The sequence below is a fragment of the Peribacillus folii genome, assembly GCF_030271255.1.
In the GTDB taxonomy this organism is placed as follows: domain Bacteria; phylum Bacillota; class Bacilli; order Bacillales; family DSM-1321; genus Peribacillus.
Window position 1 is genome coordinate 286,558 of record NZ_JASJOM010000004.1, and the last position, 24,254, is coordinate 310,811.

A 24,254-nucleotide genomic window follows, 5' to 3' on the forward strand; every position below is an offset into this window, starting at 1 on the left:
ATTTCTAGGGCCAGAAAGGACATGTAATGGCTAAACAGAATGAATTCCTCGAACTGATCGAATTAAAGCGCAATGAATTGATAAAAGTTGTTGCGAAGGATGGGTTGAGCTCGAATAATGCTGTGGAATACAGCCAGCAGCTTGATCACTTACTTAATAAATATAATGAACTTTTTTATAAAACTGGTACAGGTTTTTAAACTTGAAGGTAACGTTCCTCCCTGCACCTGAGGCTTTTTGAAACACTTCTATTTAGTCCTTTCTCCTAATGAAATTTCCCCATTAAAAACAGGCAGCACGCAGCGCTGCCTGTTTTCTTGATCACGCTTAAAAAAGGTCAGATGGATTTACGTTACAATATCGACATCCGAGGTAGGTGCGTAGTTTGTCACGACAAGAACGACAGGTGACCCTGCCAAAACGGCTGACCCATCAGGTATTGTCAGCACAAGGCTGCCGACACCTGTTGCACCTGGTGTGTATGTGGATATATCCTCCATTTGCAGCACACCATTAATGAATACTTCATATGAGCTATTTTCCGCAGTCAATACAGGCAGCACTGTAGCAGCTCCGCCAGTGTCCGTCCAAAAACTTGCAGGATCGATCGTCAGTTCAGTAGGACCTTCCAATGCTGCAGGCACTTCATAAAATAAACGGGTGATCAATGGATTGACACTAATCAGCGAAGTTGCCTCAATGGCTAATTTCATTATCTTTAACGGCAATATATTCACCTCTCTTCTTTATAAGCTATGACTTCAGTGACCGAAGTGTATAGACAAATACCAAAAATGGTCCTCACGATACTCCGCTTTTTTTATAAAATATATAGGAGATAATAAAAAGGGGAGAATTTAAGAGAATGGACTATAAATATTTCCGTTGTATCAATGAGGCTGAAGAAATCCCTAAACCTATGTTGTTTTTCCCTGCATGCTCCTTTACGGAGGTTCGTTCAAAAATCCCGAAGCGTATCGTCGTTTATGAATTTTACGCTGTCGCAGATGGCTGTCAAAGAGTCTTTGTAGAAGAAGATGGAATAGCGGACCTTGTAAAACAGGTCATACCAGATCCAGCTAAGGTATCTTATATGAATTTATTTATAAATGGCGTTTTGCAGCCTCATGAAAATTATACTGTTAAAGCAGGTATGCTTACATTGAATACGGTGGATGCCCCAATCAAGGGAACACCCATCATATTGCAAATGTTCACCGTCTAATTACGGCCGCCCCCCGTAGTGTCAAGTTATTGAATAATGCTTTCTTACCTATCCAACGGCTAAATAAAATGGAACTCCACATACTAACTCATATATATACAAGTACTGGAGGGACTATTTTGAAAACCATTATGATGACTTTCTCCGTTCTCTTTCTTCTTTTTCTATTTGAAGCTGACCATATTGATGCTATAACTTCCAGCAGGGCGGTATACGAAAAAACAGGAAACGTTATTTGGGAAGGAAAAACGAATGAAAAAATTGTCGCAATCACTTTTGATGACGGACCACATCCTTCCTATACACCTCTAATCCTGGATATATTGGCTAAATATAATGCCAAAGCCACATTCTTTGTTTCAGGCAACAAAGTGAAAAGTAATCCTGGCATCCTCAAAAGGGAAATAAAAGAAGGGCATGAGATTGCAAACCATACGTATCATCATTATTACGACAGAAATATGACAGCTGAATTATTATCTTCTGAATTGGATAAAACCGATAAATTGATATGGGATATTGCCAAATACAAACCGACATTATATCGGCCTGTAGGAGGACTTCATAACGATATAATCGTTAATACTGCAGTAAAAAAAGGATTCAAGGTCATTTTGTGGTCGTGGCATCAAGATCCCCAAGATTGGAAGCGGCCGGCACCTAATAAAATATCCTCCCACATAATAAAATCATTACGGCCTGGTGACATCATTCTCCTGCACGATTGGAGCGATCGTCCCCAAACGGTGGTGGCTTTGGAACGGACCTTGGATTATCTATATAAAAATGGCTATGAGTGCGTAACCGTATCTGAGCTATTATTTCGGTCAAGCCAAAGCTCACCCGGTTTTTTCCGGACCTTTCCTGTTGAATGAGTGATATTTGAAATGTACGCCGTTAGGTAACTAGCAAAAAAATGCTGTGAATGACTTCTTGCTTATTTCCTAACGGATTGTATCGCCCGTTAATAAAAAACTAATAGAATTGATTTGACAAATCACTTTCAATGTTTTATCTTTAATTAAATATAACTTAATTCGAGATAAAATTCTCGCTATAATATCTTGAAATAAAGATATCTTACTATAATATAAATCCAGGAGGAATCATAAATGTTTGGTTTAGGTTTATTGGTTATACGTCTAGTTGTCGGATTATCGTTCGTCGGTCATGGCGCTCAAAAATTATTTGGTTGGTTTGGCGGTCACGGCTTAAAAGGTACTGGAGGCTGGTTTGATTCGATCGGCATGAAGCCGGGTGTCACGATGGCCTTGTTTGCTGGTTTATCAGAGCTTATTGGCGGTGCCTTATTCGCTTTAGGTCTGCTAACACCTCTGGCTGGAATATTGATCGCACTTACCATGCTCGTTGCAATTTTTAAAGTCCATGGTGCGAATGGCTACTGGGCGACCCAGAACGGATATGAATACAACCTTGCCATCCTGGCAGTGGCAATTGGTGTAGCATTGATGGGAGCTGGCCCTTATTCTCTAGATTCCATTTTATTTTAAATGACGTTATGAAAAACACGCGGTTGGCTTTGACCACTGCGTGTTTTTCTGCGTATTTTTACGAAGGGTTTGCGCTTACTGTTCCAAAATCGAAACGTACCGTTTCAAAATTGAAAGGCAAACGATCAATATGATTTGCGTGTTATTACGATCTGCTGATAATAAGAAAATAACAGGTAAGGGCTGCCACTCCCCTGACTGCCCTTACCTGTTCCATCGTCACCAACCTAAGATTTTCCTCGACAAATCGCGATCAGGAAAAGGTTCTTAAACGATTCCTACTCAATCCCTGGAAACCATCCCGGAGAATGGATGATGACTTGCCATAACGGATCAGGAATATCCAATTGCTGTTGATGACTTTTATTCATTTTTGTAATGATTTCGGTTTCTCTTCCTTGTTCCACTTTTTGCACCCATTCAGGATCGATGATCAGTTCACGGCCTAAGGCAAGCAGCGGAACGCCAGATTGCATTGCTTTGATCGCATCATCTGCAGTATAAATCGAACCAACGCCGATAACAGGAACTTGATCTCCTACACGTTCTTTAATGACTTCTATCCGTGCCCGTTCAGCCTCTGCACCCCTTCTTGCCTTTGACCAGAATTCCATTAAAGAAACATGAAGATAATCCAAATCTTTTTTCACCAGTCCGTCAATCAATGCGAGTGTATCGTCCATCGTGATTCCCGGTGTTTCAGCCTCCTCTGGTGAAAAGCGATATCCTACGATGAACGGCGCTTTGGCATGCTTTGCAACTGCTTTTTGCACTTCATCCACCACCGCTAACGGAAAACTTAGGCGATTTTCCAATGATCCACCCCACTTGTCTTCACGGCGGTTCGAGTGCGGGGAAAAGAATTGTTGAAGGAGGTAACCATTGGCACCGTGAATTTCGACACCATCATATCCAGCTTCGATGGCACGTCGAGTGGTTTCACCAAAGTCGACAATGATTGATTCGATTTCCTTTTCTGTCAGAGGACGCGGAATCGCTTTCCCTTCGCCAACTGATGGGATATCACCTGCGCTTACAACATCGCCATGCGGAACTAATGCAGGTGGTACCTCGCGGCCGCCATGAAAAATCTGGAGGATAGCTTTTGCACCTTTCGCTTTGATTGAAGAAGCTAGACGACCTAGGCTAGGAATCATTTCGTCCGTATCACCGCCAAACTCCCCATGAAATCCCTTGCCATTTGCCGTTACATAGGTACATGCCGTTATCACCATGCCCACCCCGCTTGATCGGCGCTCATAATAGTGAACCTCTTCATCGGTTACAGTGCCGTCAGGATTCGAGGAGAAATTGGTCATGGGTGCCATCACGAGACGATTTTTCAATTCCATCTTTTTCCCTAAATTGAATGCTTCGAATAACGGTGTATATTTAGAATTCATTTGCCAAACCTCCACTTAAAAATAAACTTACTTTTTATCGAATAAGTACGATTGCCATTCATTGTGCATGCTTTGCGATTAAGGCAGATAATGCTTCTTTACTCTGCAGGCCATTCACTTGATCGACCTTTTCTCCATCTTTGAAAAGAATTAGCGCCGGTATCCCCATCACCCCGTATTGGTGTGTCGTTGACGTATTTTCATCAACATTGAGTTTTACGATTTTAACCTGTTCCCCCATTTCGATGTCCAATTCATTAAGGACTGGTGCAATCATCCTACACGGACCGCACCATGGTGCCCAAAAATCAACCAACACTAAACCAGCTTTAATTTCAGCAGCAAAATGATCATCCGTTACAGGCTCGATAGCCATGATCATACCTCCTCGTATTAAACGAACAAACCACCATTTTGGTCATTTATAAATTCAAATCTAGATTCGCGATTCTATTGCTTTCCACAGTGCTAAGGGATTTTTCAGCTTTCAATTGGGGATGAATCTTAATCGATTCCAATTTGCCTGATAACTCCATGAACCATGTCTCATCTTTGGAAAGTAGCGCTAGATCAATTAAAGCCAATAGATGACTTTCGTTACTAATTTCTAAATCAGGCAATTTTTCAGTCCATTTACTTGGAATCCAAATCGATTTTCCAACCGTCTTTTCATTATCGCTTTCCACTACATTCACTCTAATGAGATCTTGATTTTTGCCTAAGGTTTCGATGAACCCATGAATGAGTTCACCTTCCCTCGACCTTCCTTGTACCCAATCACCGTTTTCAAATTGTTTATTTCCTGCCATATCGAAACACCTCATTTATATTCATTTTTTTAAATATCCCAAACTGTAAAAATAAAATTTACAGTAAGTATAAAAGAAAAAACTAATCAATATCAAGGACATTGCTTAATTTTTTCCAAGAATGTGTTAAGGGTAATATTTTCTAAATACTTTTCAAAATATAACTCGGCTTCATCGAATATTTGGTCCATAACCACCTGGGTATTCGAAGATATGACACACTTTTTCTCCGGGTCACCTGTACACCACTTTGGCTTCAATGTCCCGTGTGAGACCGTTATATAAATATCCGCTAAACTTACCTCTTCAGGATTACATCCGAGAATATAGCCTCCGCCAACACCTTCTTTAGTCTTGACATATCCTTTATTCCGTAGGCAGCTCATCACTTTCCTAATCCTTGCAGAATTCGTACAAACGTTTTCTGCGATAGCCTCACTGCTTGCCATATGATCTGGCAAATAAGCCAAATACACCAAACTATGCACAGCTATTGTAAAATCACTATTCACTTTTGGCATCCTCCTTAAGGAGATTACTGTAATTTTAATCATTACAGTTGCTAAAGTCAACTCTCACCACTTTATGATCAGTTCATTCATTTTGCCACACTCAAAAAATGGATGGGCAAAAAACGGCAAAAGATACACAATTCTTCTCGGAGATGGCTTTGATCACACAGTCAGGCAAGGTCAAGGTCATTCTCCCAATACGAGTAACCTGTTCCATAGGTAAATAAATCAAGTCTTTAAAAAACGAAATAACGGAGGAAGTAAAGGACAGTTTTGAAAAAATGGCTACCGCCAAGCTAGGCGAGTGACACAACCATCAACTATTTACAATAAGTGGTTATCCGGAGAAATTTTTACGTTTCGAAGCGAACAAGGCTTGGTCCAACTTGCCAGAGGACCAACGCCTTATCATTCGTGGATGAAATGGATATTGAGGTGCTATGTTTCGAACAGGTCCTAATTACACCAGAACCGATCATATCTACTATAACACTCAATCTAAATTCCAATTAGGATACTGCCCTGACTTTTTATGACTTTCTTCTTGACGGAACTAAGTACAATTCCCTAAGTTTCATTACGATATTAAAAAGTTTCTAAAATATATACTTTTGAATAGTTTCATATGTCAAATCAGTCGGTAGCACGGCATTTTTAAAAGTGGAATGATTACTTTTTCCTAAATGATACTCATTCAGGGCATCTGTATCCTTTAAGATATTTCCCGTTAAGATACATAGTGCTGACTCCTCTTTGTCAATCACCTGCTGAGTCACTAATTTTCGTAGTCCAGCAACAGTAGCTGCCGAAGCAGGTTCACACCCAATACCACTTTTATCAATTATAGCCTTTGCGTCAAGAATTTCATCATCTGTTACGGAAATGGTCTTCCCATTTGTTTGTCTTAACGAAAGCATTGCTTTTTTCCAACTAGGTGGATTTCCGATATTCATTGCAGAAGCTCTAGTATATGGCCGATGTTCAGGGATAAGTGCACTCTTATTTTGAGCTATCATTTTATGGAATGGGCTGGCACCTTCAGCTTGTATAATTGCGACTCTTGGCACCTTGTCTATAAACCCGAGTGTAAATAAATCCTGTAATCCTTTACCTAATGCAGTTGCATTACTTAAAGCTCCACCAGGTACTATAATCCACTCAGGTAAATTCCAGTTTAAATACTGGGCAATTTCATAAATAATACTTTTTTGTCCTTCTATCCTAAAGGGATTAATGGAATTGCACACGTATAAACCAAGATCACTGCCATTCTCCTCTAAAAACTGAATTCCGTCATCATAAGTACCCGAAATACTAAAAACATGTGCACCGTACGCTATTGTCTGTAATACTTTATTTATCGATATATCTTTATTCGGGACGAAAACATAAGAATTTGCATTAGCGATTGAGACATACATAGCTAAAGAAGAGGATGTATTTCCTGTTGAGGTGCACGTGAAGTTTTTAAAACCCAAGGATTTCCCATGAGAAACCGCAACCGTCATACCATTGTCTTTAAATGAACCACTAGGATTTTCACTTTGCGCTTTTAAAGAAACTTGATTCAATCCCGTATATTTCCTAATCAACTCAGAAGAGTATAATCCTGTGTTTCCTTCATATTTGGTAATAATACAGTCTTCAGGTAACTCAGGAAAAATTAATTCCTTGTACCTCCATACCCCACTTGCGTATGGTGTCATTCTTTCAGAAAGGCGTTCATGGAATGAATGCTTCAAAAAGTCAGCATCATAGTTGTGAAAATCTTGGACAATATCTAATAGTCCGCCACATGTACAACGGAAGTTAAAATTGTTAGAAGACATTTCTTGACCACAGTCGATACATATTAATTTCATTTTATTAGGGACATATAAGCTGCCCTCTCACCTCTTTACTTAGAAATTTTCTTGAGTTCGAACTTTTATAGTTTTATAATAATGCAAGAAAACCAATACATATAATATATCTTTTTATGGTATTCATAAGTTTCATTTATGATTATAGAGGTGAATAATGAACCTACATGCATTACGACTCTTTCATACTGTCGCTGAAAAGGGAAATGTTACTCGTGCGGCTGAAGAGCTGAATATAAGTCAGCCTGCTGTAACGGCACAAATAAAAAAATTAGAACAAGAAATCGGGTTAAATTTACTGTCTCCTAAGGGTAGAGGCATCTTATTAACCCAAGCTGGCCTTCAACTTGCTAAACAAGCTAAAAGATTATTTTCCCTTGAAGCCGAAATAGACTCTTATATTGATCAACTCAAAAATGGAGCAGTTGGAAAGCTACGTATTGTCGCAACATATCTTCCAGCAAATTTTTTATTACCAAAATGGATAGGGCGGTACAAACAAAGATACCCTGAGGTAGAGGTAGAATTAACAACAACTAATTCTCGTAGTGCAATCGATCAGTTAATTAATTATGAAGCAGAAATTGCTTTCATAGGTGGAAGAAAAGAGTGTAATCCATTCATTCATAGAAAGGAATTACTTGAAGATAAAATGGTATTTGTCGTGCATAAAGATCATAAGTTTGCTTCAAAACATATTACATTGGCTGAAATAGCAACAGAGCCTTTTGTGTTTCGAGAAGAAGGGAGTTCATCAAGGGAAAAGTTGGTTTCTTTATGTAAAATCCATCATGTAAATGAACCAATCGTTGGTTTACAAATTAATGGATTGAATGAAACAATCAGAACAGTGATTGAAGGGTATGGAGTTACCTTTGTTTCATCTCTAGAAGTTAACGAATATATTACCCGTGGAGAAGTAGGCACAGTATATGTAGATGAAATTCAATTAAAAAATCCCATCTCATTATGTACAAGAAAAAAAGATACACTTGCCAAAACTGCGCTTAATTTCATACAAATGATTGAAAAAGATGAAAATTAATCGAGGAGGCGCGCAGCCTCGAACAGAACTGTCATTTTCAACATTCAGCATTCTATATATTCAGTTTAGTTAGATTGAAAAAATGCATTTTCCCAACAGCTTTACTCTCCTCAAAATCTGTAAGGGGGAAAAATATCGGTATTTTCTCCAAGAGCATTTTTCAAAAGAATTAGTACGAGACCCGCAAACGGATGTTGATAAAATTAAAAGACCTGAGTAGGGTATAATACCGAACTCAGGTCTTTAATTTTATGCATCTTTTTTTAAGGTTTATCCGATGTCACATATGTACCAGCAATGAAATCATGGATTGCCCGATGATCCTTTCTTATACCGACCATGAATGCACTAACAATAAGACCTATCCCAATTGAGAGTACATAGACAATCCCTGCCACTAACGTTCTTAACAGCATCGTGCCTATCCCTAATTTCCTGCCATCGACCCTTACAATACGTATGCCCATGATCCTTTTGCCCACTGTATAGCCATACCAGACGATTGGGACGATCAGCATGTAGAGCAAGTCCAATATTGTTGAAAAATCTTCATTTTCCCAATCTCCGGTTATCCAGCCAAAAATTAATGTTAACGGTAAGGATATTATAAGTGCGTCAAGAATCCCTGCAAAAAGACGTTTCCAAAATCCCACTGAATCATTCATTCCTGTACCTCCTATTGTTATTAGCAGTTACATTTAACTATTTTACCAGATATAAGCTTTTGTAACGAGCCTTTTCATATAAACTTCAGCCATAATCAAAAATTTGCAACATTATTTTCCTGCCTTTAGGACCGTTCTGTTCCTTTAGCTTGGAAATAATTTCAGCGAGATCCTTCCTTCGTTACGGCAAGATACGCCAGGAATATCCCCTGCACACAAAAAAACCCCTCTCTCTTGTGGAATCAAGCAGAGAAGGGGTTTCGGATCAATAATTGAAAGATAAAGCAAAAACAAGGGAAAATTTATGATGAAAGATTCACTCTTCAAGGTAGTTTATGATTTGCTTATCTAATAATTGCTATTAATCAATGGATGAACCCTTGAATTTATTTATTTTGTTTGTTGTTTATTCATGGCGCTCATCATTTGATTAATTTTCTTTTGGGATGGTTTCATACCCATTTGCATCATCATCATTTTCAGCATCTGTTCGTTAATTGGCGGATTTTTCTTTAAGTAATCCATCATGTATTTACGAGCGATGAAAAATCCCAGCACTACTCCAGCAATCAATGCCAGTACGCCAACTAGAATGTAAATCCACATACCATTTCCTCCTTCATGTTGTCTAACATCAGTGTACTAGACCAAAGGTTATTATACAATACCCGCTGCCCAAAAGTCCCCCATTTAGACAAATTTTCTTTCTTTTATCGGTTTTAACCATCCGTATTTTTCGTGTTCAAAATCTATGGCGAGAAAACTCGCCTCATATTTTCGGATACATTCAAAAAAGGCGGTTTCCGCTTCATAGTCTCCTTCCGCTTTTAACGTAATGGACTCATTCTCAATAATTAAAACGGCATTACTTGCTCCATTTGATTTTTCTAAATAGTATTTGCCATTTTGTATCCAAAAATTCATCTTTCTTTGCAAACGTTGCTCGATGGCCAATTGCAATTGAATGATAGGGACTGTCTTGGTGACAAATTCGATTTGTTTTTGCAAAATACTCTTCAGTCTGCCCCTTGCATGAATATACTCCAAAAACAAATTGAAAAATAGCTTTTCTCTACCATAATAATGATGGGCAAATTCATCTTCGATTAAAAATATTTGATAGGTTCTCATCAGACAATGCCTCCTAGCAGTCCTATTTTGTTAACCTGGACAACGAACTCTGAACTTTTCCATTATTTACTACCTACAATGACTTTCCCCTATAATTGACATATTTAAACGAAAATTAATTATTCTCATTATATATTGACAAACGAACAGGTTATGTTGTTTGCTGGAGAAATTTTCTTCTTTTTTTGTCGAAATGAAGATTTCTCCTAACTAAAAGGATGTTACGATAAAAAAACTGACACCAAACTAGTTGGCGTCAGCTCCATTTATCATTATTTTAGCAATGCTTTAACACGAGCCACTACATTTTCTACAGTGAAACCAAACTCTTCCATGATCTTGTTACCTGGTGCAGATGCTCCAAAGTGATTGATGGCCAAAGTTTCACCCTCATCACCTGTATAGCGGTCCCAGCCAAAAGGTGAAGCCACTTCAATGGCCAAACGTTTTTTAACGGCTGGATTGATAACACTTTGTTTATACTCTTTAGATTGCGTTTCAAAACGATCCCATGAAGGCATGCTGACAACAGACACATCGATTCCTTCTGTAGCTAATGCTTGCTGTGCTTCCACAGCCAAGTTCACCTCGCTGCCTGTCGCAAGCAATAGTGCATCGGCTTCTTCTTTCTTAGCGGCGGAGATGACATATGCTCCTTTTGATACACCTTCATAAGCATTTTTAGCAGTGTCTTTAATTGTAGGTAATCCTTGACGGGTAAGTACAAGGGCAGTTGGTTTATTGGTAGACTCCATAGCCACTTTCCAAGCAGCTGCCGTTTCATTACCGTCAGCCGGACGGATCACACCCAAGTTCGGCATCGCCCGTAATGAAGCCAATTGTTCGATTGGCTCATGTGTCGGACCGTCTTCCCCAACAGCAATGCTGTCATGAGTGAATACATACGTTACAGGGAGACCCATCAGTGCTGCCATCCTTATCGCTGGACGCAGGTAGTCAGAGAATACGAAGAAAGTTCCTCCGTACACTTTAAGTCCGCCATGAAGTGTCATACCGTTCAAAGCAGCGCCCATCGCGAATTCACGAACACCAAACCAGATATTGCGGCCGCTATAATTACCCGGCAATAAATCAGTTTCGCCTTTGATGGCTGTATTATTCGAACCAGCTAAATCTGCCGATCCCCCGATGAAGCTAGGTACCCTTTTGGCAATCGCATTTAAAACTTCACCACTTGAAGCACGGGATGCCAATGTTTTCCCTTCTTCATAAACAGGAATTTCCTGGTCCCATTCAGCAGGCAGTTCACCCTTGATTGCCAGCTCCAGCTGTTCAGCCAATTCCGGATGTGCTTCTTTGTAATTCTTGAATAATTCGTTCCATGCTTCTTCTTTTTGCGACCCAGCTTCTACACAAGCTTGATTGAAATGGGAATACACTTCCTCTGGAACATGGAAATCTTCCTCAAACGTCCATTTATATGCTTCCTTAGTCAGCTTCAGCTCATCTGCACCAAGCGGAGCACCATGAACGGCTGACTTACCTGAACGGTTAGGTGAACCGTAGCCAATGACCGTTTTCACTTCTATCAAGGTTGGACGCGCTTCATCGGTTTTCGCTTCTTCAATTGCTTTGGCAATTTCCTGAAGATCATTTCCATCCTCAACACGGATATATTGCCATCCATACGATTTGAACCGGTCTGCCACGCTTTCACTGAATGATTGACTTAAGTCCCCATCAAGGGAAATATCATTCGAGTCATATAAAACAACAAGTCTTCCAAGTTGAAGATGCCCAGCTAATGATGCCGCTTCAGCAGAAACGCCCTCCATCAAATCTCCATCTCCGCAAATGCTATATGTATAATGATCGACCACATTATAAGAATCACGGTTATAGCTTTCTGCAAGGTGGCGTTCGGCCATTGCCATTCCAACTGCCATCGCGATTCCTTGTCCTAGTGGTCCAGTCGTTGCATCAACCCCGGCAGTATGCCCGAATTCAGGATGCCCTGGAGTCTTGCTGCCCCATTGACGGAACCCCTTTAGATCATCAATGGTCAAGCCATAGCCAGACAAGTGAAGAAGGCTATATAACAGCATCGATCCATGTCCTGCAGAAAGAACAAAGCGATCTCTATTGAACCAATCTGGGTTTTTCGGGTTATGATTCATATATTCAGTCCATAGTTTATACGCCATTGGCGCTGCACCCATTGGCATACCTGGATGGCCAGAATTAGCCTTCTCAATTGCATCGATCGATAAAGTACGAATGGTATTGATAGAAAGTGCATCTAATTTATCTAACATATAGTAAAACATCCCTTCCTGTAATGTACCTCTTTATATTATAGTGACCCGCTAAATATCACAACTAAAATCACTATTCGATACCAATATTATACATACTTTCCCTGGAAATTAAAGAATTCCCCTATTTAGATTGAACTAAATAGGAGAATACATACATGCACGCGCTCTCTTTTAAATCAAAAACCAAAAGAATCTTTGAATGGAGAGTTCCCATCAGGAAAGTCCCAGCATTAATGTAAGTTTCTTTTTTCTTTAATATCTTTTATTTTTTGTGGAGTCACGTCATTACCTTCCGGATCGAGCACTTTTACGTGTTCCAACGTATCGGACATGGAACGCCTGAACGTTTCTAAATATTCGCTTCTTAATTGCGTTTGCTCCTTAGCTTCGACTTCCGTCAAGCCAGTTTCTTTAGCCTTTTTGGAAAGTTCATTAATACGAGCCAATTTTTCTTTTGATAGCATAATTTCGCTCCTTCATATCTGCTGATATTGTCATGGTATTAAAAAAGCAGCGAAATTACAAGTTCTATGATTGACTTTCCTCAGTATTTTGCTGGTGCTCAAGAAAACGGCGGTTTACGGTAGCCTTGGATACTTTATAGCCAAATCCCCGTAAGGTGGCTGCTATTTCTGCAAACGTCAATCCATTCGCTCGAAGTTTAATGATTTCTTCAATAGGAATCTCTTTACGGTCCCTTCCGGTTGCATGCCTTTGATTACGCAGATTTTTTTGAGGATGGTAGCCTTTTTCCACGGCCCTTAACATCCCGCGTTTTATCTTCAAATTATGAAGCTTCCTTTGATACTCCTCAACAATTCCGACGATTTGGATGACCAGGGCATCGGAATCCGATAACTCGAGTTCCCCATCATGGGAAAGTGTATAAATTTTCACACCTTCTTTAAGGATGACATGAAAAAGGGCAATCTTTGCATTGCCCCTTCCAAGTCTTGTCTCGTCCTGTATTAATAGTACTTCAGCTTCCTTGGTTTTTAAAAGCTCCAGCATGTCGAATATCCCATCACGGTTAAGCTCATATCCGCTAGCCTGCTCTTTTATTACCGCAACCACTTCCACACCCATCTTCCCTGCCAGCTTGACCAGCTCATCTTCCTGCCTTGCCAATGATGTTTCCTGTGTCTCTTTTTCCGTGCTGACCCTACAATATATTACTGCCTTCATAATACCCTACCTTCACTGCTGACTAGCCAGATTCTGAACAAGCTTTTCCCCTTTTACCGGTATCACGATCACTTGTCCGGGTTTAATTGTATCCGCACTGATACCATTATGCTCTTCTATCCAACCAATGAATTCTTTTTTTGTCAAATCAGCTTCTTCATATTCTTGGGCGATTCCCCATAAGGTGTCGCCTTCACTTACTTCTATAGAAAGGAAATCTTCTTTTTGGTCTTCGTTTAATGTGCAGGAGAATAAAATTGAAAAGATGAATACAGAACCCGCTAATAGAATCGTATAAATATAATTTTTGTATAATTTTTTCATGAATAATCCCTCCAACCCGAATGTTCGTTCGTATGATATAAAAGAATTATAATACGAACACTTGTTTCAGTCAATAACTAAATTCGAACTTATGTTTGTATAGAATGGGCCCTCATGCTATAATGAAGCAAAGAACTTGGGGAAGAGGTGCATTATGACTAAACTATCAAAACGGCAGCAAGACATTCTTGATTTCATTAAAGAAGAAGTCCGCCTGAAAGGGTATCCGCCATCCGTAAGGGAAATCGGCGAAGCAGTTGGGCTTGCCTCAAGCTCGACAGTACACGGGCATTTATCCCGCCTGGAAAGCAAAGGATTGATCAGGCGTGACCCTACCAAGCCAAGGGCCATTGAAATCCTCAATATGGAGGAAGCGAATAATATACCTAAAGCTAATGTCGTGAGCGTTCCTTTACTTGGTAAAGTAACAGCCGGCATGCCGATTACGGCAATTGAAAACATTGAAGAATACTTCCCGCTTCCCGAAAGCATGGTTCCTCATGATGATCATGTATTCATGCTCGAAATCATGGGGGAGAGTATGATAGAGGCAGGAATTCATGACGGCGATTATGTCATCGTGAAGCAGCAGAGCAGTGCCAATAACGGAGATATCGTCGTGGCCATGACTGAAGATGATGAAGCCACTGTAAAACGATTCTTTAAGGAACCGGATTACATAAGACTGCAGCCTGAGAACTCGAATATGGAGCCCATCATTTTGCGCGATGTATCGATATTAGGTAAAGTGATAGGCTTATATAGGCAAATACATTAAAAGCGCTAACCGCGCTTTTTTTGTTTGTTTTTTAATCTATGTATCGAACTCTTTCATTATGCGTAGGAAGATCCATTTATTTGATAGGCTTATTTTTTACTAGAATCGCAACTAATAGCAGCACCAACTCTCAGTTTGGAAGGCAATCGAAACATAAAATGGATGTATGCTAGGAAAAGCCGCAAGACATTTCGGTGCAGTCCACACAGGCATAAAAAAACCGTAGACAAGGATGATTTTCATCAAAGTTTGTCTACAGTCTGAAGGGAACGTTGTCACCCCACCCCATTAATGTTCATTTCACCCGCAATCTTTGGTTCACTTTGATTAAGTTGAGATCGGCCAGCCCGTTCCATTGCTGAATCTGGACTTGCGTTGAACCATATGCCTTGGCAAGCAAAGAAACGGTGTCCCCTTTTTTTACTATATGATAGATTTCTTCCACCATAACGTCATACTTGGTTAAATCACTCGTTTCTATAAGGCTCACCAGTTTTTCCATATATTTTGGATCGGTTGCATAGCCCGCATCATATATTGCCTTGATGGCTTTCTTATAATCCTTTTCACCAATGACCGCCGTATATAAATTTCTATTCCAAGAAGTCCCGAATGCATACAGATTGGCAAGATCGCGAAGACTTTCCTCCCAAGTCGGGTACTTTCTGAATTTATTCCTTACTTGAACAGGCGCTCCATTGACGTATTCGATCGTCAGCATAATGAAAGATTCGCCTTTATAATCACCCTTCGTTCCGAATATATTTTTCGCTTGAAGGGCTAAAGTGCTTGTCCCATATCCACTCTCCAAACAAGCTTGGGCAATGATGACGGAAGGTAAAATTTTAAATTCTTCATTGATCCTCAAGGCATAAGGTGCAATTTCCTTTATGAACGATTCCTTGCTCATTTAAACCTCCCGATAAGATTTTCTTGAAAATCTATGCTTGGATTTCATTACTATCATATTCAGGTCGGTGTGAAAGGTTACAGGTTGTCCAGCCAATTGGTATATTGAGCGTGGAAGCTCCTGCAGCCCCAGCCATTCCAGAGAAACTCAATTTTTGAGGTTAAGGTTCGGACATCAGTAAAAATTACGATAGTATAAATCGTTTATGTAATGGTGAAAATAAACGAGAATAATCTCTTGCTTAAGGTGGTGCACTGATGGATTTTCCGACAATTCATACAAACTTTTGGGATGCCGTGATAGCGATACCCATCATCATGATCGTCACTCAGCTAGTTAAGGTCATGCTGCATATCCCGTCTAAATTCATTCCTACAATCGTGTTGGGTCTTGGTTTGTTCTTCTCCATATTCATCAGCCATCCACATCATTTGGTTGCTGGAATCTTCATGGGCTGGTTTTATGGATATGCAAGCATTGGCAATTACGCTGCCCTCAAAACTGGCATTTTATCCTACCGGTCATCCAATCAAAAGACGGAATGAATAGAGGTAGGATCAAGCTGGTCCTTTAAGCCTCACCTACCCTTCATTCCACTCTACATTGAGATATCCTGGCCCTGCATTCTTTCATGACAAACAAAAAAATGCCTTACATAAGAAAAGGCATCTTCCACTCATCCCTATTATCTTTCAATATAAACCGAACGAATCAGGGTACGTTCCCGTTCGGTACCATCCTCTCTTTTTTCCTTAACATCAATCGTTACATTATACACACCAGATTTGGGCACATCCGGAAGTGTTCCGGAAAAATTTTCGTGGTCCATAATTTGCATGGAGGCTGTTGGGGCGATTTCTCTACCGAATTCATCTACTAGATGAATTTTTAAGGTTGTGAGTACTGACTCCTTTTTATCGTGGAGAGGCTTCTTTATGAGAAATGCTGCATCCTTTTGTTTAACTTTTCCTGGCATGCTCAATGTAATGGGATTTCTTTCGTTAAATTGGGCCGTTAACAGGTATGCATCCTGAGGTGACTGCGTTTTCATCCGCACTTGCCATGTGCCTGTTTCCAGTTTACTTTTATTGAACGTATGAATGGTTGCTCCCTTAAAGAAGGATGTTTCATTTTTCACTTTGGTTGCAATGGTTGAAAGGGTATGCTTTTGGTTAGATGGAGATATCACTTCAATCTCGACATTTTTTGATGCTGTATATATGGTTATAGCCGCCGGGAATGCCTCATCCACATGGAAGCTTTGTTCATTCCAAGCATTTTGCTGCAGCTCGCCTCCGCGAACGGTTTGAGAGAGGGCGGAAACGATGGTCTCTTCTTCCGCGTGCAGGTTATGTTGAATATCCATGCCAGGAACGAACGCAATAGAAGCACTTCTTAAATACGGCTCTATTCTGGAAAATACGGCGGACCCCATGCGAATGTTATCGTGATCAAGGTTTGGATCGGTAAATAAATGTGTCGCGTAAGCGATTTTGCTGCTCCAGACATTCACTAGCCCATCGTTTTCCCCGTATGAGGATAGATATTCTCCTCCAAGTGACAAAGCCGTCAACGCTGGGCCTTTATTCATACCAGCAGCAGTGAAATACATGTTTTTTCGAGAGTTCATATGATTATCTGTGACGGAACGAAATTCTGCCATTTTCCCGACCTGCAATGAATATGTCCCATCATCCTTTTGTCCGAGCAGTGAGCCTAGCCAGCCTGCATACCAGCTATACGCCAAATCGGCAAGGTTCGAGCCATGGTGAGGCGAAGCTAATGTGATGACCCTGCCCACATATTGGCTTGCTCCATAATGCACAAGAGCGGCTTGAGTGTCCGGGCCACCTTTGCTATGTGCAATGATATTCACTTTTTCACCATTGAAATGATTACTGATTTCCTTTAGGATGGACGCTAACAGTCGGCCATTGTCATATTGACTAGCGGATCCGTTTCCTGCCGAATCATGAAGCTGGACGAAAACGGATTGATAGCCGGCTTCATATGCTTTGGTATACATATCATTGAGCCCATGATAATCCGTTTCGCCATACCAGCTTGCAGAATTGCCATTTTTCCCTTGAACAAAAACGATCGGAGGCTTATTTGCATCATGATTGGGAGGTGTGCTCCCCAAAAACCAATCGCCAGGGCTGAATGTTTCGGAGGGGGGCTTTAGTTTTCCAGCAGAGGTCATGTCCGGCCTGACCATAATCAACAATGTTACGATGAGGATAAGAAAAACGATATAATTGATTACATTGCTTTTCAATGGATTTTTCCTCCTATATCCTTTGCTTTTTTGAATTGCACCTTATGCTGGTTTACTTGAGCCTTCATTAATAATAGTTGTACGTTCATCAGCCATTACCTGCCATCACTTTAAAAGATAGGATAAAGAAACTAGCGAAAATCCAGTCATATAGTGATAAAGGATGATGTTTTCCTCTATGCTTCGATAATGAAGAAAAGCCCTTCTCCTGCAAAGGATAAAGGGCTTGACCTTCAATAAACATGCTACCTGCCAATTCATTCGAATGTGCCACTGTCCATGTACCCCTAATCTTGGTGTTTCGATAATCCCATCACCATGAAATAAGCGCTCATTAAAAGGTTTTCACAATAAAGGATAACACCTAAAGTCTTTACATTGCTTGATTTCTTCTGAGGATGGATGAAGTAAATCTCTGTGAAAGCTGCCATCCCGCTTTCACCTTTTTACTATTTACCACTTAGGGCAGGCCATTTAATTTCAGTGAAAAGCTCGTTTCTGCCATCGCATCATCTGATCACTCCCGTATGGTGGATAGTATCTGCCATGACTTCCCCCCCGCCAACTTCATTCCAAATCACAACGGTGCTTACATCAGATCATGCAATACTTCAATGCTTTCCATTTCCTTTTCCGCTTGTTCCCCTACTTCCGGTACTCCATACGACAATCCTAAACTATGGATTTTTGTATGGGTCGGTGTTAGTGAAGCTAAATGAGTAGATTGTTTCTTCCAGGAGTGACTCTCCTTCGTCAAGAAGTACAATTCTCCTTGGAATCCTCAACTACATTTAAAGTGTACTTCAGGATCAAAAAAAATGATATCGTCGATTGAAAAACCTACACACTCAGCAAACATATACGCTTTATCGACCCTTAAAGGAATCTTATATTGTTCATAGTCAATGTAAGTCCTCTTAGCCATTTTGAGCACTTTCGCCATTTCATCCTGAGTTAAACCCTTATACTTCCTAGCTTGCTTCAGTGTAAATTTTACTTGTGTCATATATTGTCACCTCCTGTATAAAAAAATGATATCACACTTGAAGTATAGTTACCATCATTTTTTTGTAAAATTCACTCACTATGAGTTTACTCACTTTCACTCATGGTGTATATTCAAATGGAGGTGAAGAAATATGCACATTGGGGAACGGATAAAAATACTTAGAAAAGAAAGAAAGATGACACAAGAAGATTTGGCAAAGATTTTAAAAGTGGCGCCGACCGCTGTATCCGCTTGGGAGTCAGGCCGAAATAAACCTTTGATGGATAAGTTGAGCATGATGTCCACTTGCTTTGACATTCCGCTTTCTCACCTCGTTGACGGAGCACCGGTCGTTAAAAATGGTCCTTCTATGGAATTTTTGAATGAAAAGAATGTTAGATTGATTGGTGTTTATGGAAATATCCCAGCTGGAGAGCCTAATTTCACGAACGAATATATAGAAGCCTATATGCCTACATTGAATTCCATGCTTAAAAACAATAAAGACTATTTTTTTCTGCGAGTTAATGGAAACAGCATGAACAAAGAGTTCAGCGACGGTTCCTTGATCCTTGTTGAAAAAACAAGCTACCTGGAGAATGGGAATATAGGTGTAGTTTTGGTAAATGGTCATGAAGCTACAGTCAAGCGAGTGAAAAATGTAGGAGAAACGATCACGCTCGTTCCTTGCAGCAATGATCCCTTTTATGAGGAAAAGACCTATCATATCATAAAAGATCACGTCAAAATATTAGGAAAAGTGGTCCAAGCCATTAAAATATATGATTAAGGTCATTCATCCAACTCCATGAAACTTTTAAGTACAGCTTTTGACCGAGCTTGTACTTTTTTCATTACTAAAAGGATAATATCGAACATATGATGCACGGAAATATTTACCTTACACAAGTTAAAGAGGGTAATGAACCAACAAAATAATCCAAATAAGAACCAATATTCCACATTGCTGCGAGGGCTACATGAATATATGAGTTAGTTTCCAGAAAAATGAAAGATGGCCTGCAGTATAAAGCAACGATTACAATTGAAATAAAAACTGCAGACAAACTCCAACATGATCGAGTTTGTCTGCAGCTGCTCCCCTTCTTAAGAGGCATACTATTATTGGAAATTACACTCATTTCACTCGTACTTTTTGGTTTACGACAATCGTGTACTGGCTGTCAAGATCGTTCCACTCTTTAATTTGTTGGACGGTACTGCCATATGCAAGGCTTAAGGAGTAAACGGTATCCCCGCTAACAACAGTATGATATACCGCTGTATTTTTCTTTTTAAGGTTGAAGGATTTCACCAGGCCGTTTACATGCCCGCGGGCTATGGAATCGATGAAGGCTGCCGTTTTTAACTTGGCTGCATCATTGACATTATCGACAAAGCCGCTTTCAGTGAGAAGGGCAGGCATGTCCGTTTCACGAAGCACATGCAGATCCCCTGTTTTTTGTCCCCTATCCGGAATGCTGATCAGCTTCATGACCTCTGTATGAATGATATCTTGATACGTTTTCGTCTCCCTGCTCGTTGACGTATAGATATAATCCTCATATCCAGTGCCTCCGCCAGCATTAATATGGATGGCCAGATAGAAGTCAGCTCCCCAGGCATTCGCTTGATCGGTTCGATCGCTTAAAGTGGGGAATGTATCTGATGTCCTGCTCATCTTTACAAAAACGTTCGTATATTCGATCAATAAGATGTCCTTGATTCGTGTCGCAATGGATAATGTTAAGTCCTTTTCCTTCAAGCCATTTCCTACCGAGCCAGGATCGCTGCCACCGTGCCCGGGATCAATAAATATTTTTACCATTTCAATCACCTCCATTCATCTTATGTACAAGAAAGACAAATGCTTGTACACGTAAACTAGCGGTTAAAAAAAATCTCATTTCTAGAATTTTTTCATGCTTTATCCCGGCTTTTTTGCTCATGCAATCGTAAGCAATCTCACCGCCGCTAAAGATTGTATCTTCCTATGTATTTAGCTGCATTAACTTCCATTCAATGAAAAAAACTTCCTTCTATTATTTTACTTTGGTAAAATCTTAACAAGAACTTCCATCAAAAATGGTCGTACCATCCTATTCGTTTCACCAAACATATCCTTCTAATGGAGCTGAGACATGGAAAAGAATGAAAACAATGCGTTGAGTAATGACTATCGAGACCTTATCCCGAGAAATGGTTTTTTATTTAAATTCATAAAAAAAGATAACGACTTCATACATACATTCGTTGAAGGGGATTTCATCACAAAATCAATCACCCCGACCGAGATGGTCATCGGGAAAAAATTATCTGACTTTTTGCCATTGAAACAAGCCCTGATGAAACAGCGGTTTTATGAAATCGCTTGGAAAGGGGAAACGGTGAATTATGAAGGCGAAGTCGGAGATATTCATTACGTAGCGTCACTGAATCCTTTGTTGGTGAATGGTGAAGTTATGGAGGTCATCGGAACGGCAATTGATATCACTGATAAAAAAAGAAATGAAAACAAGCTTCGGGAGTTGGAAAAATTGGCTGTAGTGGGTGAATTAGCTGCTGGTATAGCTCATGAAATCCGGAACCCGCTTACCTCCATAATTGGCTTCACCCAAATCATCAGCGAACGGGTTGATGATAGGAGCCTACATGAATATCTTGGGATCATGATGCTGGAATTGGAACGGATCAACAGCATTGTGAATGAATTTATGTTTATAGCCAAACCTGATGAAACGATGAAAGTCAGCACAAACAATATCAGCTCGCTAATAACAAGTGTCATCAGATTCATGGAGCCACAATCAAATTTGAAAGGAATCCGGCTCCATTTTGATGCTCAGACGGAGGAAATTATCGCTGTATGCGATCAGAACCTAATGAAGCAGGTATTAATAAATCTTATCCAAAATTCGATTGAAGCTACTGATAAAAACGGGGAAGAGATTAAAATAACCTTGGGAAAAGCATCCTCTGAAAATTACTACATACATATCATGGATAAAGGAACAGGGATAACCAGAGATAGATTGCAAAGATTGTTCGAACCCTTTTATACGACAAAAGAAAAAGGCACTGGTTTAGGACTGATGATATGCAGGAGAATAATAGAATTGCATCAAGGTACGATTGAATTTAACAGCGATGTAGGCACCGGTACGGAAGTGATGATTATGTTGCCAGTAAATATACGTTAGCGCTATCATGCTTCTGCAAGTCGTTCCATCTATCACCCGTTCGTTCAATCAAAAGGAGGTCGCAGTAATGGACTTCATGTCACCTGGAAGTAAACGATTCGAACAATTGATTCAGAAGTTGAATCAAGCAAACAAGCTTATCCGTTCATGGGAATTAAAAGGTGGGATATCTGCGCAAGTTATCGGGTTGGAAATCCTGCAGCCTACAGGGAAAACGGTACGAATGATCGCCCGTCAGCATGGCAAGAATGACTTGAAACGCAACCCCAATATTGCGGCGGATGAATATAGGCTTTTAGAAATATTGAAGAATGAAGGATTACCGGTTCCAGCACCGTATTATTTCGAGCAAGCCGAGGAAAATGACACTAAGCCCTGTTTGCTTATTGAATATGTAGAGGGCATGCCAGAATTTTTGCCCTCCAATCTCGCAGATTATATTTACCAGGTTGCAGCCACTCTAGTTCACATCCATCGTCTTGAATGTGAACATCTAGATCTTTCTTTTCTTCCTAAACAGTTAGAAGTCTGTGAAAAATTGATCCACGGAGAAAGGGTAAAGATGGACGAAACCTTAAATCAGGGCTTGATACGCAATGCATTACAATCGACGCTTCCATTACCTTCCTTGAATAAGGCTGTAATCCTTCATGGAGATTATTGGCCAGGAAATATATTATTCATCAAAGATAAGCTTGCCTCCGTAATCGATTGGGAAGACGCAGCCATCGGTGATCCATTGGCTGACCTTGCCAATGGACAGCTGGAAATTTTATTTCATTTTGGTGTAAAGGCTATGGATGACTTTACGCATCATTATGCGTCTTTGAGGCCCAACTTGAATTTAACCAATTTGCCATTCTGGCAATTATATGCTGCGTTACGCTTATCTTCGTTTCCAAAGTGGGGGTTGGAAAAAAGCAAAGAAAAGATCATGTGGGAACGATACACATCATTTGTTCTTCAAGCGCTGAAAAGGGTTAGCGGTTGCTAAAAACTGCTAACCCTTTTCAGCAGGTGGGCACATACATTTTTTTGAAAAAGGCGTTTATACTAGTCCCTTTGCGCGTTCTTTTCATAAACTAATAATGACTAAAAATTTATGGGAGGTGTTGACATGTATAATAAACCTTGGGGGCACCCATTTGGCGGCCAGCGCCCGCCTCAGGCCATGCCCGTACAGTACGATCCTTCTCAAACTTCCCCAACAAGACACTATGTTAAAACAAATATCATTAACACCGTTATTCCAGTTTTTCACCCCGCACATACAACTACCGTTAATAAACACATCGTCACCTATAAACATTTTTATCCTCATGGGTGTAACGGCCGGAATGGCTATGTCCCCCATGGCTTGGTTGGTGCTCCTCCAGGTCCCGATTTTACAAGGAGCCAATTCAGGTATTAACTTCCCAAAACCCCGATTTGGGGTTTTTGTTTTGGTTTTCCTCCTTTCTTAAACCGTTCAAGTTTTCTTTTTCGTTCTAGGTAAATGAAAGATGCCATGTCACAGCATCCACATACGATACATAAGGTGTAATTATTCCAGGGAATACCAGTATTTCATTCCCTTAACACATTGGAAGGTGAATATCATAACTTACCCTCTTTTTATTGTGACTGGCATCAGTGGTTCTGGTAAATCGGCAACCTCATTGGAACTACAGAAAATCATGGTTGATGCAAATGTTAATATTTTTGATATGGATCTTATCGTAAATGATGAAAACTATCAGCAAGCTTGTGATAATTGGTTGAAAGTTGCCTATTATAGTGCATATTCTGGACGTAACACCGTTTTGTTCGGCCATGTACCCGATCCTTATGATGTTGAGATATGTGACCATTTCCCTTTTTTTGGACCTGTACATTATCTTCATCTCTTTTGTAACGACAAAGCGCGCACAGAACGTTTGGCGGCACGTGGAAAATGGACGGAAAACAGCATTGACTACATGAACGATCTATCTGAAAAATTGGTTAAGGAAGCACAAACATCCTTCCCTCCTATCCCAACAATTGATACATCGACCATGGCCCCGTCACAGGTGGCTAAATTGATTAAGAAATGGATCCTGAAAAATATGCCTGATTGATGGTGGGATGCACCCCACCACATTATGCACCAAGAATTCAAGGCGATGGT

32 protein-coding genes are annotated in these 24,254 nt (G+C 40.2%); 12 read left to right on the forward strand and 20 right to left on the reverse strand.

Features of this window, described 5'->3' with window-relative positions:
- Positions 1 to 26 precede the first annotated feature (26 nt).
- Complete coding sequence (locus QNI08_RS08570) at positions 27 to 200, forward strand: aspartyl-phosphate phosphatase Spo0E family protein (protein ID WP_285766997.1); 174 nt, start codon at positions 27 to 29, stop codon at positions 198 to 200.
- 147 nt (positions 201 to 347) lie between these two features.
- Here the strand turns inward: QNI08_RS08570 and QNI08_RS08575 are convergent, their stop codons facing one another.
- Entirely contained in the window at positions 348 to 728 is a 381-nt protein-coding gene (locus tag QNI08_RS08575) for a DUF4183 domain-containing protein (RefSeq protein WP_285766998.1), read from the reverse strand.
- 137 nt (positions 729 to 865) lie between these two features.
- Here QNI08_RS08575 and QNI08_RS08580 point away from each other — a divergent pair, with 137 nt between their 5' ends.
- From QNI08_RS08580 to QNI08_RS08590, 3 genes are all read left to right on the forward strand, one after another.
- Positions 866 to 1,225: a DUF4183 domain-containing protein gene (locus tag QNI08_RS08580; RefSeq protein ID WP_285766999.1), complete on the forward strand. Its 360-nt coding sequence runs from the start codon at positions 866 to 868 to the stop codon at positions 1,223 to 1,225.
- Positions 1,226 to 1,356: 131 nt separating this feature from the next.
- Complete coding sequence (locus QNI08_RS08585) at positions 1,357 to 2,100, forward strand: polysaccharide deacetylase family protein (protein WP_483313762.1); 744 nt, start codon at positions 1,357 to 1,359, stop codon at positions 2,098 to 2,100.
- 237 nt (positions 2,101 to 2,337) lie between these two features.
- Entirely contained in the window at positions 2,338 to 2,736 is a 399-nt protein-coding gene (locus QNI08_RS08590) for a DoxX family protein (RefSeq protein ID WP_285767000.1), read from the forward strand.
- Positions 2,737 to 3,014: 278 nt separating this feature from the next.
- Here the strand turns inward: QNI08_RS08590 and QNI08_RS08595 are convergent, their stop codons facing one another.
- From QNI08_RS08595 to thrC, 5 genes are all read right to left on the reverse strand, one after another.
- Positions 3,015 to 4,139 (reverse strand): NADH-dependent flavin oxidoreductase, encoded by a 1,125-nt coding sequence (locus QNI08_RS08595; RefSeq protein ID WP_285767001.1) that lies wholly within the window; start codon positions 4,137 to 4,139, stop codon positions 3,015 to 3,017.
- A gap of 58 nt (positions 4,140 to 4,197) precedes the next feature.
- A complete protein-coding gene (trxA, locus tag QNI08_RS08600; protein ID WP_285767002.1) occupies positions 4,198 to 4,515 on the reverse strand; it encodes a thioredoxin in 318 nt (105 codons plus the stop codon).
- 46 nt (positions 4,516 to 4,561) lie between these two features.
- Entirely contained in the window at positions 4,562 to 4,948 is a 387-nt protein-coding gene (locus QNI08_RS08605; protein WP_285767003.1) for an IDEAL domain-containing protein, read from the reverse strand.
- 92 nt (positions 4,949 to 5,040) lie between these two features.
- Complete coding sequence (locus QNI08_RS08610; protein ID WP_285767004.1) at positions 5,041 to 5,460, reverse strand: RrF2 family transcriptional regulator; 420 nt, start codon at positions 5,458 to 5,460, stop codon at positions 5,041 to 5,043.
- Between the two features lie 596 nt (positions 5,461 to 6,056).
- Complete coding sequence (gene thrC, locus QNI08_RS08615) at positions 6,057 to 7,322, reverse strand: threonine synthase (protein ID WP_285767005.1); 1,266 nt, start codon at positions 7,320 to 7,322, stop codon at positions 6,057 to 6,059.
- 157 nt (positions 7,323 to 7,479) lie between these two features.
- Between thrC and QNI08_RS08620 the strand changes: the two genes are divergently transcribed.
- A complete protein-coding gene (locus QNI08_RS08620) occupies positions 7,480 to 8,367 on the forward strand; it encodes a LysR family transcriptional regulator (RefSeq protein ID WP_285767006.1) in 888 nt (295 codons plus the stop codon).
- A gap of 263 nt (positions 8,368 to 8,630) precedes the next feature.
- Here QNI08_RS08620 and QNI08_RS08625 read toward each other — a convergent pair whose 3' ends face one another.
- From QNI08_RS08625 to yneA, 7 genes are all read right to left on the reverse strand, one after another.
- Positions 8,631 to 9,032, reverse strand: coding sequence for an RDD family protein (locus QNI08_RS08625; protein WP_285767007.1), 402 nt, complete (start codon positions 9,030 to 9,032; stop codon positions 8,631 to 8,633).
- A 390-nt stretch (positions 9,033 to 9,422) separates the two neighbouring features.
- Entirely contained in the window at positions 9,423 to 9,638 is a 216-nt protein-coding gene (locus tag QNI08_RS08630) for a YneF family protein (protein ID WP_285767008.1), read from the reverse strand.
- Between the two features lie 84 nt (positions 9,639 to 9,722).
- Positions 9,723 to 10,163: a sporulation inhibitor of replication protein SirA gene (gene sirA, locus QNI08_RS08635; RefSeq protein ID WP_285767009.1), complete on the reverse strand. Its 441-nt coding sequence runs from the start codon at positions 10,161 to 10,163 to the stop codon at positions 9,723 to 9,725.
- Positions 10,164 to 10,435: 272 nt separating this feature from the next.
- Positions 10,436 to 12,439 carry a transketolase gene (gene tkt, locus QNI08_RS08640; RefSeq protein WP_285767010.1) on the reverse strand — a complete coding sequence of 668 codons (2,004 nt, stop codon included), beginning with the start codon at positions 12,437 to 12,439 and terminating at the stop codon, positions 10,436 to 10,438.
- 233 nt (positions 12,440 to 12,672) lie between these two features.
- On the reverse strand, positions 12,673 to 12,906 hold the full coding sequence (locus tag QNI08_RS08645; protein ID WP_285767011.1) for a DUF896 domain-containing protein: 234 nt from the start codon (positions 12,904 to 12,906) through the stop codon (positions 12,673 to 12,675).
- A 64-nt stretch (positions 12,907 to 12,970) separates the two neighbouring features.
- A complete protein-coding gene (locus QNI08_RS08650) occupies positions 12,971 to 13,627 on the reverse strand; it encodes a YneB family resolvase-like protein (RefSeq protein ID WP_285767012.1) in 657 nt (218 codons plus the stop codon).
- A 12-nt stretch (positions 13,628 to 13,639) separates the two neighbouring features.
- Positions 13,640 to 13,951, reverse strand: coding sequence for a cell division suppressor protein YneA (yneA, locus tag QNI08_RS08655; RefSeq protein WP_285767013.1), 312 nt, complete (start codon positions 13,949 to 13,951; stop codon positions 13,640 to 13,642).
- 154 nt (positions 13,952 to 14,105) lie between these two features.
- Here yneA and lexA point away from each other — a divergent pair, with 154 nt between their 5' ends.
- A complete protein-coding gene (gene lexA, locus QNI08_RS08660) occupies positions 14,106 to 14,729 on the forward strand; it encodes a transcriptional repressor LexA (RefSeq protein ID WP_285767014.1) in 624 nt (207 codons plus the stop codon).
- Positions 14,730 to 15,024: 295 nt separating this feature from the next.
- On the opposite strand, the gene QNI08_RS08665 is transcribed toward lexA, so the two are convergent.
- Positions 15,025 to 15,639, reverse strand: coding sequence for a glucosaminidase domain-containing protein (locus QNI08_RS08665; protein WP_285767015.1), 615 nt, complete (start codon positions 15,637 to 15,639; stop codon positions 15,025 to 15,027).
- Between the two features lie 257 nt (positions 15,640 to 15,896).
- On the opposite strand from QNI08_RS08665, the gene QNI08_RS08670 reads away from it, so the two are divergent.
- On the forward strand, positions 15,897 to 16,184 hold the full coding sequence (locus QNI08_RS08670) for a hypothetical protein (RefSeq protein WP_285767016.1): 288 nt from the start codon (positions 15,897 to 15,899) through the stop codon (positions 16,182 to 16,184).
- Between the two features lie 140 nt (positions 16,185 to 16,324).
- On the opposite strand, the gene QNI08_RS08675 is transcribed toward QNI08_RS08670, so the two are convergent.
- The 5 genes from QNI08_RS08675 to QNI08_RS08695 form a co-directional block, all read right to left on the reverse strand.
- Complete coding sequence (locus QNI08_RS08675; RefSeq protein WP_285767017.1) at positions 16,325 to 17,917, reverse strand: esterase/lipase family protein; 1,593 nt, start codon at positions 17,915 to 17,917, stop codon at positions 16,325 to 16,327.
- 88 nt (positions 17,918 to 18,005) lie between these two features.
- Positions 18,006 to 18,191: a hypothetical protein gene (locus QNI08_RS08680; RefSeq protein WP_285767018.1), complete on the reverse strand. Its 186-nt coding sequence runs from the start codon at positions 18,189 to 18,191 to the stop codon at positions 18,006 to 18,008.
- A 13-nt stretch (positions 18,192 to 18,204) separates the two neighbouring features.
- Complete coding sequence (locus QNI08_RS08685; protein WP_285767019.1) at positions 18,205 to 18,348, reverse strand: hypothetical protein; 144 nt, start codon at positions 18,346 to 18,348, stop codon at positions 18,205 to 18,207.
- A gap of 158 nt (positions 18,349 to 18,506) precedes the next feature.
- On the reverse strand, positions 18,507 to 18,674 hold the full coding sequence (locus QNI08_RS08690) for a hypothetical protein (RefSeq protein ID WP_285767020.1): 168 nt from the start codon (positions 18,672 to 18,674) through the stop codon (positions 18,507 to 18,509).
- A gap of 24 nt (positions 18,675 to 18,698) precedes the next feature.
- Positions 18,699 to 18,923, reverse strand: a complete 225-nt coding sequence (locus QNI08_RS08695; protein ID WP_285767021.1) for a helix-turn-helix transcriptional regulator — start codon at positions 18,921 to 18,923, stop codon at positions 18,699 to 18,701.
- Between the two features lie 133 nt (positions 18,924 to 19,056).
- Here QNI08_RS08695 and QNI08_RS08700 point away from each other — a divergent pair, with 133 nt between their 5' ends.
- Entirely contained in the window at positions 19,057 to 19,695 is a 639-nt protein-coding gene (locus QNI08_RS08700) for a LexA family protein (RefSeq protein WP_285767022.1), read from the forward strand.
- Positions 19,696 to 20,043: 348 nt separating this feature from the next.
- Here QNI08_RS08700 and QNI08_RS08705 read toward each other — a convergent pair whose 3' ends face one another.
- A complete protein-coding gene (locus tag QNI08_RS08705; RefSeq protein ID WP_285767023.1) occupies positions 20,044 to 20,733 on the reverse strand; it encodes an N-acetylmuramoyl-L-alanine amidase in 690 nt (229 codons plus the stop codon).
- A 313-nt stretch (positions 20,734 to 21,046) separates the two neighbouring features.
- On the opposite strand from QNI08_RS08705, the gene QNI08_RS08710 reads away from it, so the two are divergent.
- The 4 genes from QNI08_RS08710 to QNI08_RS08725 all read left to right on the forward strand — a co-directional run bounded on the left by QNI08_RS08710 (position 21,047) and on the right by QNI08_RS08725 (position 24,204).
- The gene (locus QNI08_RS08710) at positions 21,047 to 22,105 is read left to right on the forward strand and encodes an ATP-binding protein (protein ID WP_285767024.1); all 1,059 of its coding nucleotides are present in this window, start codon (positions 21,047 to 21,049) and stop codon (positions 22,103 to 22,105) included.
- Between the two features lie 67 nt (positions 22,106 to 22,172).
- Complete coding sequence (locus QNI08_RS08715; RefSeq protein WP_285767025.1) at positions 22,173 to 23,099, forward strand: phosphotransferase family protein; 927 nt, start codon at positions 22,173 to 22,175, stop codon at positions 23,097 to 23,099.
- A 177-nt stretch (positions 23,100 to 23,276) separates the two neighbouring features.
- Positions 23,277 to 23,516 carry a CotD family spore coat protein gene (locus QNI08_RS08720; RefSeq protein ID WP_285767140.1) on the forward strand — a complete coding sequence of 80 codons (240 nt, stop codon included), beginning with the start codon at positions 23,277 to 23,279 and terminating at the stop codon, positions 23,514 to 23,516.
- Positions 23,517 to 23,694: 178 nt separating this feature from the next.
- Positions 23,695 to 24,204 carry an AAA family ATPase gene (locus QNI08_RS08725; protein WP_285767026.1) on the forward strand — a complete coding sequence of 170 codons (510 nt, stop codon included), beginning with the start codon at positions 23,695 to 23,697 and terminating at the stop codon, positions 24,202 to 24,204.
- The last annotated feature ends 50 nt before the right edge of the window (positions 24,205 to 24,254 follow it).